Origin of the sequence: Legionella nautarum (assembly GCF_001467895.1) — a bacterium.
Classification (GTDB): Bacteria; Pseudomonadota; Gammaproteobacteria; order Legionellales; family Legionellaceae; genus Tatlockia; species Tatlockia nautarum.
This window is the reverse complement of record NZ_LNYO01000013.1, coordinates 521,844-536,439: the sequence shown is the minus strand read 5'-3', so window position 1 is coordinate 536,439 and position 14,596 is coordinate 521,844. Positions and strand designations below refer to the sequence as shown.

Here is a 14,596-nt window from a genome sequence, read left to right as displayed (position 1 = left end):
CTTATGGAAAACCATGACCGATCAAAACGTCTTCCTTATGCCTTCGCTAAAAACCAAGGTATCGTTGCCGTGCCTGATACAGAGGGATTAATTGTTTATCATTTGCCCAACCCTCCCTTGCCTGTTTTAACCGAGGTAAAACGTTTATTACAAGAAAAATTAACGTTTAAAGAAGTGAATGAATCTGAATTTCAACAACAACTCGCCCATCTTTATCAATCACAATCCTCTATTCTTGATGCAGCAGAGGGCATGGAAGAAGATATGGACCTTTCTTTACTTGCAAGGCAATTACCTACAAGTGAAGATTTGTTAGACAACCAAGATGATGCACCGATCATCCGCTTGCTTAATGCCTTATTTACTCAAGCTATCAAACAAAAAGCCTCTGATATTCATATTGAAACCTATGAAAGTCGTGTACTAGTTCGTAATCGTATTGATGGCGTACTGCACGAAGTATTAGAAATCCAACGCGCCATTGCACCTTTAGTTATCTCTCGTGTGAAGGTTATGGCTAAACTAGATATTGCGGAAAAACGTGTTCCTCAAGATGGACGTATAGCACTGCGTATTGGTGGCCATAATATCGACGTCCGCGTGTCTACCCTTCCCTCTAATCACGGTGAACGTGTGGTTTTGAGAATTTTAGACAAACAAGCAGCGCAACTCGATTTAAGCCTTTTAGGAATGCCCAAGGCTAACTTAAAAGCAATGCGTAAAATGATTGCCCAGCCGCATGGGATTATTTTGGTCACAGGCCCAACGGGTTCAGGAAAAACAACGTCCTTATATGCGATGCTTAGCGAACTCAATCAAGTAAGTCGCAATATTTTAACCATCGAAGATCCGATTGAGTATGATTTACCTGGAATCGGGCAAACCCAAGTCAACACTAAGGTACAAATGACTTTTGCCAAGGGTTTAAGGGCAATTTTACGTCAAGATCCCGATGTGGTTATGATTGGGGAAATTCGCGACCTTGAGACTGCCGAAATCGCCGTTCAAGCAAGTCTGACCGGTCATTTAGTCTTGTCAACTTTACATACTAACAGTGCCTTGGGGGCTTTAACTCGTCTTCATGATATGGGAGTGGAGTCCTTTTTATTATCCTCAAGTATTGTGGGGTTAATCGCTCAACGTTTAGTGAGAAAACTTTGCAACCATTGTAAAACTCCGCATTACTTAAGAGAGGATGAACGCGAGTTAATGGGTATTGGTGCTGAGGTTGATACCTCAAACGTGAGAGAACCCAAAGGTTGTGAGCATTGTAATCAAGTAGGCTATCGTGGTCGAACCGGTATTTACGAATTAATTCCAATCGATGAAACCTTACGAGGGATGATTCATCGTAATGAAAGCCTGCAGGTGATTGATAATTATCTGCGCCCCGCCCATCCAAATATTCGCCAAGATGGATTTAAACGAGTCTTAGCTGGTGACACGTCGCTAGCCGAAATTCTTCGCGTAACCAGCCAGCATTAAATATTGATAAATTGTTTGTATTCTTATCAGGAATACAGCTAATCCTAAAATTCTTCTTTATTTACTGGACAAATATAGCCATATTAGTCCAATATATGCGCACAATTAGACAGTCTCATTTGAATTAAAACTCTCATGGTTTTATAACTAATTGACTATTAATATATTTTTAATTTGTTTTATAGGATTTTCAATGACTAAACTTGCTGCAATAGAAAAAAAACTCATAAGTATACCCAAAAAATGCACAAAAACAGAAAAAATCGAATTTTTACATAAAAATATTGAATTATTTAGAAAAGTTACAAACTTAGAAAACGAAGTTCATTCTGCTTTACCAGAAGAATTATTTAAGCTTAACAAAATCCTTTTCAGAGTAGCGCAAAATTTTATCAGCTATGCCTATGCAGTAAAAGACACCCAAAATGAAAATAATGTTTTAAGCTATATAGGAGAAGCCTCTGCTTGTTACAAACTTATTTGTGATTCGATTGGAAATTTCCCTCCATTTAATTTACCTGGAGCGCTTACTGATCAATCTCTTAAAGGGGAATTCTATTTACTTAAAAGCCAATACCATATCGCTCTACTTAATTTATATTTTATTAACAAAAATAAAGTTAGTGCCTCAGAAGAATCTCTTAACAATATAATTCAAACACTAGAAGCGTTTAAATTCGAACTAGAAGAACGTTATCGTAAGTTCGAGAAACAATTTAAAACCAAAGCGCTTTTAAAACAGATTGAAAAAGCGTTAATCAACGCTAAAGGCTTGTTAGCTAGACAGCAACTGCCCCAAACAGATAGCTCAGCAGAATCACCAAGACCGAACTTAAGCTTGCCTTTGAAAAAAAGAAAACCTGTGCAAGATGAAGCTAGTTGCTCAACGTCCTCTACAAAGACAAATCCATCAGCGTCGAAATCGGAAAAAAGCAAAAAACCAGCTCCTTCAAGCTCAAAATCTGAAACAAAACAAAACTCCAAAAAAAATTCAAAGCAGGTCAACACTAAAAGAAAAAGAGTTAGAAAGGAGAAAGCTTCGGAGCAAAACAAAGGTTTAACTCATTCCAAGTCATCAAAACCTGAACCAAAACAACTCTCCCAAGAAACTTCAAAGCCGGTCAGAGCCAAAAGAAGAAGAATCATCATAGAAAAAGATGAAGCTTCACAGACAGAATTAAATACAGATACATCTCTTCTACAGGCGCTTGCTACAGATGCAGCAAATGCTGCTAGATTGCCAGTTGCTGCTGAGGCCCCCATGCTAGGACAGTCAACTACCTTTGATGCTCCCACTTATGCAGAGCAAGAAGCAACTGTTTTACAACAGTTTGTGGCACCCCCCATTGAAGAGATGGCATCAACAAGCTATTTACCTCCTACAACATCAACCTCACTTAGCTTCTCTATTGAGCAAAGGGTAGCGAGTGAACCAACAATTACTACACCTGCAACCACTGTAAATTCTCCTCAAGGATTTTGGACAGTTTCTACGCGAACTCAGGATCTTAAAGAAGCTTTACAAGCCTGGGAAGCGGCATATTTTAAGAACAAGGAAGCAGGAGCTTCTGCTAAAAAATCTTGCGCCTTAGAAAAATTAGCACATGCCTTATTACTAGAAGCAGGTGAGCTACAAAAAAATAATGGCGATTGGTCTGGCTTAAATACAAACCCAGCCATTATTATTGCAGTACATTTATTAGTAAAATCGGCAGAAGCCAATCCATCGTATCAATCTGAAACTGGCTTCGCACTGGGCCTGCAAAACCTTTCAAAGCGTTATGCTGCGCAGTTAAAGCCGTTTCTTCCGACTTCTCATGATAAAAATGAGATCTATTTATTTGATTTAATTAACGAATTTTGGAATGAAGAAAAACCAAACCTTCATGCAATCTCTGTTGCTCAAATTACAGAGCGTGTATTTCTACAGTTAAATGATTATCTCACAGAGACCGATTACCAATCGGTTCATAATGGGTGCTTAAACTCTATAAAACAAGCAACCAAGAGAAAAAATGGCGAAATAATGCAACCTCAAAGTACCAGTGAAGAACAAGAAAGTATTGGATTAAATGTTTAATAGACCTTAATTGTCTGAGCGGCAGGTGCCTGATGCCGCTCCTTATATTCTTCGCTTTGGTAGAGTTGAAATAATTCTGACTTATCTAATACCGCCTTCGCTTTAGGGTCTTGCAATAATTTCTCAATAGAATGCAAGGAAGATAATTGTTCATTAAGATAGTCTACCAACTGCATGACTTTTTCGATAGGCTCCGAAGACTTATCCAGTTTGAGTGACTTGTTAATGATCGTCTTACCATGATGATAAATCGCTTTGGCAATTTGATATTTCTCTAATTGAAAACCAAGACTAGAACTCATTAATTTGATAAATGCTTCCGGCGACTCCATTGCTAAATTAGCGAGAAAATCTGGCTTGGCATGTAAATGTAACTTAAGTTTTACAGTAAAGTCCTTATCAGATTTTTCATCAATAAGCATTTGTACCTGCTCTTCACCGCTAAGACTACTAAAATCTTTGCCCGTACGTGCGGAAAGCCAGGGGATAAAATCAGTTTTGGAGTCTCTTACATTCTTAGACGGTTGGAAGAAAGGATAACGATTCGTTTCTTTTGTGGTATACCAATTGATTGACTCCCCTTGAGTTCCTGCTAAAGCTTCGATTTTTTGTCTTACTTTAAAGGAATCGATATAGTATTTTTCAATGACGGGAAAAGCATTTCTAATAGCAATAACTAGATTCTTAAGCGAATTGGAAGAAGAATTTTTTTGATAACTGTCTAGTGCCACTCTCAGTTTACTAACCGAGGGCTCAATATAACCACCTGTTTTTTTGGCCTGCAACTCAAACATGTATGCCAGAGAGTCTTCTAATTCGCCTAGAGGGTCCATTATCACGGCTCCTTTCTGGAATATTTGCCTCATTATTTTAAACTTAGTTCAATTTCTGAGTTTTACAACTTAAAATATGCATAAATTATGCTCAAATTTTGCCATTGTTTTAAAATCAACGAGTTAGGGATGAAAAAATTTCTACGAGATCTAGATAATTTGCACTTCTTCTTTATATACAAGTATAATTTGCCAATTTGACCATATTTAAATCAATAGGAATATTCAATGCACCGCTGGTTATTGTTACTAACATTTTTTATAGCATTTTATAATTTAGGCCACGCTAATGAGGCCCTTAAAGATATTCGCAGCCTAAGACAATCCATTGTGCTAGGTAAGGTTAATTTACAGGTGACTAGCAAGAATGAGCTTGCTAAAGAACATTTTTTACTGGGAACTGCATTCCTACATTCGTTTATGTACGATCTAGCAATCCAGCAATTCCAGCAAGCGCAAAAACTCGACCCTGAATTTGCAATGAGTTACTGGGGCGAAGCAATGGCCTATAAACAGCCTATTTGGAATTCGGAAAATTTAATTGCCGCTCAAAAAACACTTGCCCGCTATGCTGCGAATAAAACTCACTATCCCATCACCGAGAAAGAGCAATATTATCTAAAGGCTGCTCAGCAATTATTTAGCGCTAATCCCTTATTTGAGCGCGATAAGGCCTATATGCTTGCAATGGAACAATTTTACGCACGTTTTCCTGGGGATCCTGATGTAGCCTCTTTTTATGCCTTGTCTTTATTAGGAATTGCTTCTGATTTTCCTAATTACGAACTCAGTGAACAATACATTGAAAAAGGAAGAAAACTAATTAATCTTTTATTCACAAAATATCCTACTCATCCGGGAGTTGTTCATTACTACTTACATTATCACGATAACCCTTCTCCCAAGATTGCTAGGGAAGCCTTCCCTGCCGCTCAGATTGCGCTTAAATTAATGCGCTCTTCTTCTCATGTTACTCACATGGCTGCACATATTTATCGTCGTTTTGAACTTTGGGATGATTATATTTTGGCAAACCAAATCTCTGTTAAAGCCGCCGATCAGTTATGCCGACTCTTAAATGATCAACCTTTGTATGCTTGCAATGCTGAAAATAAATATCATTCCTTGGAATGGTTACAAGAAGGTTATTTGAAAAAGCAACGTAATAAGGAAGCCTATCTGTTAGTGAAACAAATGGCCGAAATTAGTGCGTCAGATCCCGCACTACAGTATAAAGAATGGTACTATCGCATGTGGGCACGCCAAGTTCTCACAACTAAAGATTGGCAGATGCCTATTGTGCAAATTCAACCTATTGCCCAGAGGAATGAAAATTTATATTGGTCAGCTTATACGGAATGTGGAGCCTTACAAGCAGCCAGCTTTTTAGCGATTCATCAAGGAAAATCGATTCAAAAAACCTTAACTCGGCTTAATACTTTAATTGAATATACGACTACTTTAACTGATCCTTATATCCACCAAGCCTGCCAGATTGCTAAATTTGAGATTCAAGCAGAGGATGCGAAACAGCGAGGCAAGATAAAACTTGCCAAGACTTACTTAAAACAAGCCTTATCAGCACAAGACAAACAGATTTCTACCGAATTGACCCCCTCTTTGTCTTTTTTACCGGCAGGGGATTATTTACGAGCCTATTGGAAAAGGAGTTAATATTTTCTTAAGAAGTTTTAGTTATAATTTTGCACATGTAATTTATTTTTTGTGCAAATGGAATCTTATGCGTATTTATATGTTTAAATGGCCACGACATCTTGAGGAAGCCTCTACTGAAAAAGTTAATAAAGCAGAGTATTTTGTGGGGGGGCTAGTTTTGCCCTTACCTAAAATTAAAGAAATAGCTTTATCCTTGGCTAAGACTGTGAACTGTGAACCTAAGAACATACAGTTTACTGAAATTTTTATGAGCCGTGAAAAATTTATAGAACTACGAGGCCAGTGCACTTATTTAACAGAATCAGCTCTAAATACAATTTTAGAAGAAAATGAAAAACATAAGCCCCGAGGGGTTAAGCCCTTGAGCTATTATGCTGCAAAATCAGCAGCCTCTTTAACCGTCACTCCTGATTTTTTTAGTTCTCAGAAAATAACAGCGGAAGCCAAAGAACAAATAGAAGAGGCGTTTTTTGAAATTGAAATCCTTCTTAATCGATAATTGGACACCATCAGGATTTTTGCTTGAGATTTCTCTTGCGCTCGCATGACGCTTACGCGGGAAATCTGAATGCTCTGTTGATTTCAACTTATTATTGGGTCTGCTTAGCCAGATCTACTCAGCCCGCCGACGCCAAGTCGTGCCACTGGCACTGTCTTCTAATTCAATTCCCTGCTGGGTCAATAGATTTCTGATTTCATCGGCTCTAGTCCAGTTTCGGCTTTCTCTCGCTTTTAACCGTTCTTGAATTAATTTTTCTATCTGATTTTTAGCTTCATCATGCAAACCAGCCTGTAGAAAAGCCTCGGGCGAGGTTTGTAGTAGTCCTAAAGTTTCAGCGAGATGTTTTAAAGTAGAGGCGAGTTGCGCGGAATTGCTCTTATTAAGTTCATGACTTAACTGAAACAAAATAGACAAAGCAACTGGCGTATTGAAATCATCATTCATTGCTGAGTTAAATTGTTCAAGCCAAGGACTAGCTAATTCAGCATCTGTTTTCACCTCAGCAAAATCTTTAATCGATTGATAAAGCCGCGTGAGTGCTTTATTGGCATTAAGTAAATTTTCTTCAGAGTAGTTCAGAGGGCTTCGATAGTGGCTACTCAGGAGAAAATAACGTACTACTTCTGGATGATGTTGTTTTAAAACATCTTCAATTGTAAAAAAATTACCTACAGATTTTGCCATTTTTTCATTATTAACCTGCAACATACCGACATGAAGCCAATAATTCGCGAAGCATTTACCACTGGCCGCCTCACTTTGCGCAATTTCATTTTCATGATGAGGAAATTGTAAATCTAGGCCACCGCCATGAATATCAAATTGCTCGCCAAGCTCATGCATAGCCATAGCGGAACATTCAATATGCCATCCTGGTCGTCCATTGCCCCAGGGCGAAGGCCAACTGGGTTCACCAGGTTTTGCTTTTTTCCACAAAACAAAATCAAGTGGGGAACGCTTTTCTTTTACTACATCAACACGGGCACCCGCCATTAATCCATCAAGATCTTTATGGGCTAATTTGCCGTAATCTTTAAACTGGTCGACCTGATAACAAACATCAGCATTATCACTCAGATAAGCATAACCTTTATCAATTAAGCGCTTGATGAGTTGAATGATGGAGTCAATATGAGCTGTTGCACGAGGTTCTATATCAGGAGGCAAAATATTTAAGGCACGAGCATCGTCATGCATGGCATTGATGTATTGAGCCGTTAACTCATCTATCGAGACCCCTCGCTCATTAGCACGAATAATAATTTTATCATCGATATCGGTAATATTACGTACATAGGTTACCTCATAACCTTGAGCACGCAAAAACCTTACCATCACGTCAAAACAAACCATTGATCGTGCATGGCCTAAATGGCAACGGTCATAGACTGTTATGCCACAAACATAGATGCCAATCTTACCAGGTTTGATTGGCTTAAATTCCTCTTTTGATCGAGTTAATGAATTATAAAGATTTAACATGCCTTCCCCTTAGCTCATTTTTCCCCAGGTATCTTTAAGCCCGACAACTCGGTGAAAAGCAGTGACCTGATTGTTATCCACTTGATTAACCGCATAATAGCCAAGACGCTCGAATTGAAACACTTCATACAAAGCCTCTGCTAACAATGAGGGTTCACAAAATCCTTGCTGAACCGCTAAGGAATCTGGATTCAAAAACTGGAGAAAATCTTTTTCACGCCCCGGATTAGGATCATTAAATAAACGATCATATTGGTAAATTTTTACTGGAAAAGCATGCTGGCAAGACACCCAATGAATAACGCCCTTCACTTTTCTATCACTGGGGTTTTTTCCTAAAGTTTCTTCATCATAGCTACAACGAAGCTCAACCACTTGACCTTGCGCATCACGAATTACTTCATTGCAACGAATAACATAGCTATGTCTTAAACGCACTTCCGCTCCGGGCGATAAACGGAAGTATTTTTTAGGTGGATCTTCCATAAAATCGCTTTGCTCAATATAAATTTCGCGGCTGAAAGGAATCGTGCGACTACCGGCATTTGGATCCTGGGGATGAAATGGTGCCACTAAATTTTCAACTTTCCCTTCAGGATAATTTTCGATAACCACTTTTAAAGGCTCAAGTACACACATTGCCCGCTTTGCGTTATTGTTTAATTCAGCACGAACACAATCTTCGAGCAGGGACATATCAATCACTGAATCACTGCGTGAAATGCCAATTAGTTCACAGAAGTGCTTAATTGCTGCTGGTGGATAACCTCTTTTGCGCATGCCACGCAAAGTGGGTAAGCGTGGATCATCCCAACCCTCAACAATCTTTTGTTCCACTAGTTCTCGCAATTTGCGTTTAGAAGTAACTGTATGTGATAAGTTAAGACGTGCAAATTCCGTTTGGATTGGTTTTGCGGGTACCCTTAAATTATCAACAAACCAATCATATAGAGGTCGATGATCTTGAAACTCGAGAGTACAAAGCGAGTGGGTAACTTTTTCTAAAGCATCTGATATGGGATGCGCATAATCATACATAGGATAAATGCACCAAGCGTCACCTGTACGTTGGTGATAAGCATGGCGAATACGATAAATCACCGGATCACGCAGGTTCACATTAGCTGACTGCATATTGATACGAGCACGTAAGACATGCGTTCCGTCAGCAAACTCACCTGCTTTCATACGAGTAAATAAATCAAGATTTTCCTCTACCGAACGGTTACGATAAGGACTATCACGCCCAGGCTCTTGCAAAGTGCCCCGATAGGCACGGATTTCCTCCATACTCAAACTATCAACATAGGCTTTACCTTGCTTGATCAGATCAACCGCGTAGTCATAAAGTTGCTGATAATAATCAGACGAATGGGTTAGCTCACACCATTCAAAACCCAGCCAACGGACATCGTCGATGATGGCATTGACGTATTCCTCTTCTTCTTTAATTGGGTTTGTATCATCAAAACGTAAATAGCAACGTCCTTTAAATTCTTCTGCCAAGCCAAAATTCAAGCAAATTGATTTTGCATGCCCCACATGTAAATAACCATTTGGTTCGGGTGGAAACCGGGTGATTAGCTCTTGATGCTTACCACTTGCGAGTTCATCTATGACTAGTTGACGTATAAAATGGGGTCTTTTCTCACTGCTTTCTGTCATAATCGTTTCCGTTAATTATCCATCGCTGATCGCATATCACGTATTAAAGAAGCGCCAGCTGCTAAAGCATTTTCTGAAGCATTATAAGCTTCAAAAATGCGACTAATCAGGGCTGCTCCCACAATCACTCCATCCGCAAATTCAGCTACATCTGCAGCCATTGCTGGAGTCTTAATCCCAAAACCCACCATGAGCGGCAATTGAGTTTGAGATTTTCTATAGCGATACAGCTCTTTTACTTTGTTTAAATCTATATCACTTGATCCCGTCACCCCTTTTAAGGACACATAATAAAGATAGCCATTTCCATATTGATCAATCATCGCCATGCGTTCATCAGAAGTGGTCGGTGAACATAAGTAGATACTATGTAAATCGTAGGCATTCCAAATGGGGGCTATCGCATCGCTTTCTTCTGGAGGTAAATCCACAAGTATTGTACCATCAACCCCTACTTGCTTAGCTCGTTTGGCAAAGGCTTCATAACCATATTGTTCAATTGGATTTAAATAACCCATCAATACAATCGGAGTATCCTGATTGCGTTCGCGAAATTTATGAATCATTTCCAATACATTGTCGCAACTCACATTATAAGCTAAAGCCCGCTCCATCGCTGCCTGAATTACTGTGCCTTCAGCCATAGGGTCTGAAAAAGGAATTCCAATTTCCAAAATGTCTGCACCCGCAGCGACCAGCTCGTGCATCAATGAAATAGTCATTTCTGGATGTGGGTCGCCCGCGGTAATATAGGGGCTTAACATCTTTTTACCACTCGCCTGCAATTGTGCTAAGGTTTTATCAATTCGATTCATAGAATACCCTTTAAACTACAGTGATAAATTATCGATACTGGCAACAGTATGCATATCTTTATCGCCCCGACCGGATAAATTGACGATAATTCGTTGCGATGGTTCCATCGTCTTAGCAAGCTTCATAGCATAAGCAACCGCATGGCTAGATTCTAATGCTGGAATAATTCCTTCAACTCGAGTTAGGGTACGAAAAGCATCCAGCGCTTCTTCATCATTAATTGGCACATAACTTACTCTGCCAATATCTTTAAGATAAGCATGTTCAGGTCCCACACCAGGATAATCGAGCCCTGCTGAGATGGAGTGAGTATCTATAATTTGACCATGCTCATCGCAGAGTAAATAAGTACGATTACCATGTAAAATACCCGGTTTACCTGCAATTAATGAAGCGGCATGCTGCCCGGTTTCCAAGCCTTTACCAGACGCCTCAACACCATAAATTGCCACTGATTTATCTTGTAAAAAAGGATAAAACAAGCCAATAGCATTCGAGCCACCGCCAACACAAGCCACCAAGGCATCGGGAAGCTGTCCTGTTTTTTCCAAAATCTGCGCTCTCGCTTCACGACCAATAATTGATTGAAAATCGCGAACCATTTGCGGATAAGGATGCGGACCGGCTACTGTGCCAATAATATAAAAAGTGTCGTCAACATGAGCAACCCAATCACGCATTGCTTCATTTAAAGCATCTTTCAAGGTTTTAGAGCCTGAAGTGACGGGGACAACTTCTGCGCCTAAGAGTTTCATTCGATAAACATTCGAAGATTGCCGTTTAATATCTTCAGAACCCATGTAAACCACACACTCTAAACCCAGCTTTGCAGCAACCGTTGCTGAAGCAACACCATGCTGCCCTGCGCCAGTTTCAGCAATAATTCGAGTTTTCCCCATGCGCTTAGCAAGTAAAGCTTGCCCCACTGTGTTATTAATTTTGTGCGCGCCAGTGTGATTCAGATCTTCTCGCTTTAAAAAAATTTGCGCACCACCTATGCGAGCCGAGAGGTGTTCGGCGTGATATAGCGGTGTAGCACGACCAACATAGTCTGATAGCTCGGCAGTGAATTCAGCCAAAAAATCTGGATCGTTGCTATAATGCTGATACGCATTTTTTAACTCTTCCAGCGCATGAACCAAAGTATCGGCTACAAACATACCCCCGTAAGGCCCAAAATGGCCATGCTCATCAGGAAGTTCTTTCTCAGTCATTTTTCCCCCCGTAACGCAGATACAAATTGACTCATTTTGTCGTGATCCTTAATTCCATGAGATGATTCAATCCCACTGCAGACATCCACTGCATAAGGAAAACATTTATTGACAGCTGGGCCAACGTTAGTTGGATTCAATCCACCAGATAAAATAAAGGGCTTATCAAGATTTCGTGGAATAAGTCCCCAATCAAAGGTCTTCCCTGTGCCACCATAACTATGGTCGGATGGCGTGTCTAAAAGAATAGCTGACGCTTCTGTATAGTCTGCGCTGCATTTATAAATAGATGCCGCAGTACTTACCTGTAACGCTTTGATATAAGGCTTTTTAAATTGGCTGCAAAACTCTGGGGATTCTTCACCATGAAACTGTAGCCAAACAATGGGTAATTCGTTAACAATTTCATCCACTAGCAAAGATGAAGGATTGACTAGAACCGCCACGGCGTCCACAAATAAAGGGAGTTGACGTAATATTTTTTTTGCTTGAGTAAGCGAAACACAACGTGGGCTTTGCGGATAAAAAATAAGTCCAACTGCATCAACTCCAAGTTCTGCAGCATAGGCAATATCTTCTTCGCGGGTCATCCCACACATTTTGATTCGCATTCGCGTATTAGTCACTTAGCGCTCCCAAAGAAATAGAGGCCCTGGATTGGTTTGTATTACACCAAAATCTTTTGGATAGGAAACCCCTACTAAGTATAAACCATAGGGGGGCGCCGTTTCCGCGCCAAGTCGTCTATCTTTTGCCTGTAAAACCTCTTGCACCCAGCTAGAGGTCCTTTTTCCAGAACCCACTGCCATCAATACACCTGCAATATTCCTTACCATATGATGTAAGAAAGCATTCGCAGTGATATCAATCATTACCAAATCACCTGTGCGCGTCACCTGTAGTTGATGGACATTGCGCATTGGTGTATTTGACTGACATTCTACTGAACGAAAAGAGGTATAGTCGTTTTCACCTATTAAATGCTGACCAGCTTCTTGCATTGTTTTGTGATCCAATTGCCGATATTGCCAAGTCACATTAGATCGCAACAGCGCCGGACGAATAGGCGAATTATATATAATGTACCTATAACGCCGTGATAAAGCGGAATAGCGCGCGTGAAAATTATCTGGCATTTCACGACCCCATTTTACACAAACATCCTTAGGTAAAAATGAATTAGCCCCATGAATCCATGAACGGATAGTCCGTTCCTTTTCGCAATCAAAATGAATAATCTGGTTTGTTGCATGAACACCTGTATCGGTCCTGCCAGCACAGACAATACTAGTCTCAGAGTCCGCTACTTTCGTTAAGGCATGCTCTAAAACTTGCTGAACCGTGTGCAGGCCAGTCTGCGCTTGCCAGCCATGATACTGGCTACCATCGTATTCAACCCCTAAGGCAATACGCATTAGCATTTCCTGCTGGAAAATGGCCAATGTATAACACCCCAATAGTTTTGTCTAGATTTCTCTTGGTATTTCATAGTACTAGATAAAACAATTGGGACTTGCTCCTGCGTCCTATCGATGTCTCCGCTAACAATTGCAGCGTTGGGCTGGGTATTTTGGTTTAAACTATCTTTTTTCAAAGAGGCTAGTTAGAATGGGGCTTCGAGCACATACGCTATTTATAGCGCAAAAGTGGCTAATATATAGACATGACCATAAAGAGATGCGAATTTCATTGCATATCGTGTCACAGTATTTCATAATTTTACACTCAAAATCTTTCTTCATATAAAAAATGACAGCATTACTCTTAGATGGTAAAAAAGCAGCAGCACAACTTAAAGAGGCTATTAAAGAAGCTGTAGCCAATCGATTAGAACAAGGGAAAAAAGCACCCGGCTTAGCAGTCATTTTAGTGGGAAGTGATCCGGCCTCGAACATTTATGTCGCTAACAAACGTAAAGCCTGCTTTGAGGTTGGCTTTAATTCCTATGACTATGATTTACCGGAAAGCACTTCTGAGAACGAATTACTTGAGTTAATTGACCAATTAAACCATTCAGAGGAAGTAGACGGCATTCTCGTTCAATTACCTTTACCTGATTCCATTGATTCCAACAAAATAATTGAGTGCATCAGCCCAACAAAGGATGTGGATGGGTTTCATCCTTATAACATCGGCCGTCTCGTACAACGAAATCCTCTACTCAGACCTTGCACTCCCTATGGAATCATTCATTTATTATCCTACTACCAAATACCTCTAGTTGGTGTAAGCACCTTAGTTATTGGTGCCTCAAATATTGTTGGCCGCCCCATGGCAATGGAATTTTTATTGGCCGCATCAACAGTGAGTATTTGTCATCGGTTTACCTCAAACTTGGAAAAATATGTACGTGCTGCTGAGATCATTGTCGTTGCTACTGGGGTTCAAGATGTTCTGGATGTTAATTGGTTAAGCGAGAAACAAATTATCGTCGATGTAGGCATGCACCGTTTAGCTGACGGAAAATTACGTGGGGATGTGGATTTCGAAAGGGCTAAGGATATTGTTGCCTGGATAACCCCAGTGCCCGGCGGTGTAGGCCCAATGACAATTGCTACTTTATTACAAAATACGCTTTTAGCTGCGAATTATCACTTGCCACCTAGCTAATTTGAGGACTGACTTGATCTTAACTAGCGATCAAGCTCATCCCAATCAAATTCACCATCTAATTCATCGAATTCTTCTTTTAAGCGTTTACGCTCAAGTTTTTCTTCAAGCGCCTTTCGTACTTGCCTTTTATGGCTTAATTTTTCTTGATCCTCTTCATCTTCATAGGAATATTCGGAAAAAGAATGGTGATCATCATATTCTCTTCGCAAGCTCATAATTGCCTCCCTAT

The 14,596-nt window shown here is 40.0% G+C and carries 13 protein-coding genes; 5 read left to right on the top strand and 8 right to left on the bottom strand.

The features are described from left to right. Positions 1–3 precede the first annotated feature (3 nt). Entirely contained in the window at positions 4–1,485 is a 1,482-nt protein-coding gene (gene lspE / locus Lnau_RS05795; RefSeq protein WP_058504824.1) for a GspE family T2SS ATPase variant LspE, read from the top strand. Positions 1,486–1,678: 193 nt separating this feature from the next. Further along, positions 1,679–3,565: a hypothetical protein gene (locus tag Lnau_RS05790; RefSeq protein ID WP_058504193.1), complete on the top strand. Its 1,887-nt coding sequence runs from the start codon at positions 1,679–1,681 to the stop codon at positions 3,563–3,565. Here the strand turns inward: Lnau_RS05790 and Lnau_RS05785 are convergent. After that, positions 3,562–4,398: a hypothetical protein gene (locus Lnau_RS05785; RefSeq protein WP_058504192.1), complete on the bottom strand. Its 837-nt coding sequence runs from the start codon at positions 4,396–4,398 to the stop codon at positions 3,562–3,564. The two genes, Lnau_RS05790 and Lnau_RS05785, sit on opposite strands and share 4 nt — an antisense overlap. Positions 4,399–4,626: 228 nt before the next feature. On the opposite strand from Lnau_RS05785, the gene Lnau_RS05780 reads away from it, so the two are divergent. Further along, complete coding sequence (locus Lnau_RS05780) at positions 4,627–6,072, top strand: tetratricopeptide repeat protein (RefSeq protein WP_058504191.1); 1,446 nt, start codon at positions 4,627–4,629, stop codon at positions 6,070–6,072. 67 nt (positions 6,073–6,139) lie between these two features. Further along, positions 6,140–6,574, top strand: a complete 435-nt coding sequence (locus tag Lnau_RS05775; protein ID WP_058504190.1) for a hypothetical protein — start codon at positions 6,140–6,142, stop codon at positions 6,572–6,574. Between the two features lie 114 nt (positions 6,575–6,688). Here the strand turns inward: Lnau_RS05775 and cysS are convergent, their stop codons facing one another. The 6 genes from cysS to truA are packed head-to-tail and all read right to left on the bottom strand — an operon-like array spanning position 6,689 to position 13,169. Then, a complete protein-coding gene (gene cysS / locus Lnau_RS05770; protein WP_058504189.1) occupies positions 6,689–8,059 on the bottom strand; it encodes a cysteine--tRNA ligase in 1,371 nt (456 codons plus the stop codon). Between the two features lie 9 nt (positions 8,060–8,068). Then, complete coding sequence (locus Lnau_RS05765; RefSeq protein ID WP_058504188.1) at positions 8,069–9,724, bottom strand: glutamine--tRNA ligase/YqeY domain fusion protein; 1,656 nt, start codon at positions 9,722–9,724, stop codon at positions 8,069–8,071. Between the two features lie 11 nt (positions 9,725–9,735). Further along, on the bottom strand, positions 9,736–10,539 hold the full coding sequence (gene trpA, locus Lnau_RS05760; RefSeq protein WP_058504187.1) for a tryptophan synthase subunit alpha: 804 nt from the start codon (positions 10,537–10,539) through the stop codon (positions 9,736–9,738). A gap of 15 nt (positions 10,540–10,554) precedes the next feature. Further along, positions 10,555–11,754, bottom strand: coding sequence for a tryptophan synthase subunit beta (gene trpB / locus Lnau_RS05755; RefSeq protein WP_058504186.1), 1,200 nt, complete (start codon positions 11,752–11,754; stop codon positions 10,555–10,557). Further along, on the bottom strand, positions 11,751–12,380 hold the full coding sequence (locus Lnau_RS05750; protein ID WP_058504185.1) for a phosphoribosylanthranilate isomerase: 630 nt from the start codon (positions 12,378–12,380) through the stop codon (positions 11,751–11,753). Before Lnau_RS05750 ends, trpB begins: the two co-directional genes overlap by 4 nt. Then, the gene (gene truA / locus Lnau_RS05745; protein ID WP_058504184.1) at positions 12,381–13,169 is read right to left on the bottom strand and encodes a tRNA pseudouridine(38-40) synthase TruA; all 789 of its coding nucleotides are present in this window, start codon (positions 13,167–13,169) and stop codon (positions 12,381–12,383) included. It lies immediately after the preceding gene. A gap of 334 nt (positions 13,170–13,503) precedes the next feature. Between truA and folD the strand changes: the two genes are divergently transcribed. After that, complete coding sequence (folD, locus tag Lnau_RS05740) at positions 13,504–14,364, top strand: bifunctional methylenetetrahydrofolate dehydrogenase/methenyltetrahydrofolate cyclohydrolase FolD (protein ID WP_058504183.1); 861 nt, start codon at positions 13,504–13,506, stop codon at positions 14,362–14,364. Between the two features lie 23 nt (positions 14,365–14,387). On the opposite strand, the gene Lnau_RS05735 is transcribed toward folD, so the two are convergent. Further along, positions 14,388–14,582, bottom strand: a complete 195-nt coding sequence (locus tag Lnau_RS05735) for a hypothetical protein (RefSeq protein ID WP_058504182.1) — start codon at positions 14,580–14,582, stop codon at positions 14,388–14,390. Positions 14,583–14,596: the final 14 nt, after the last annotated feature.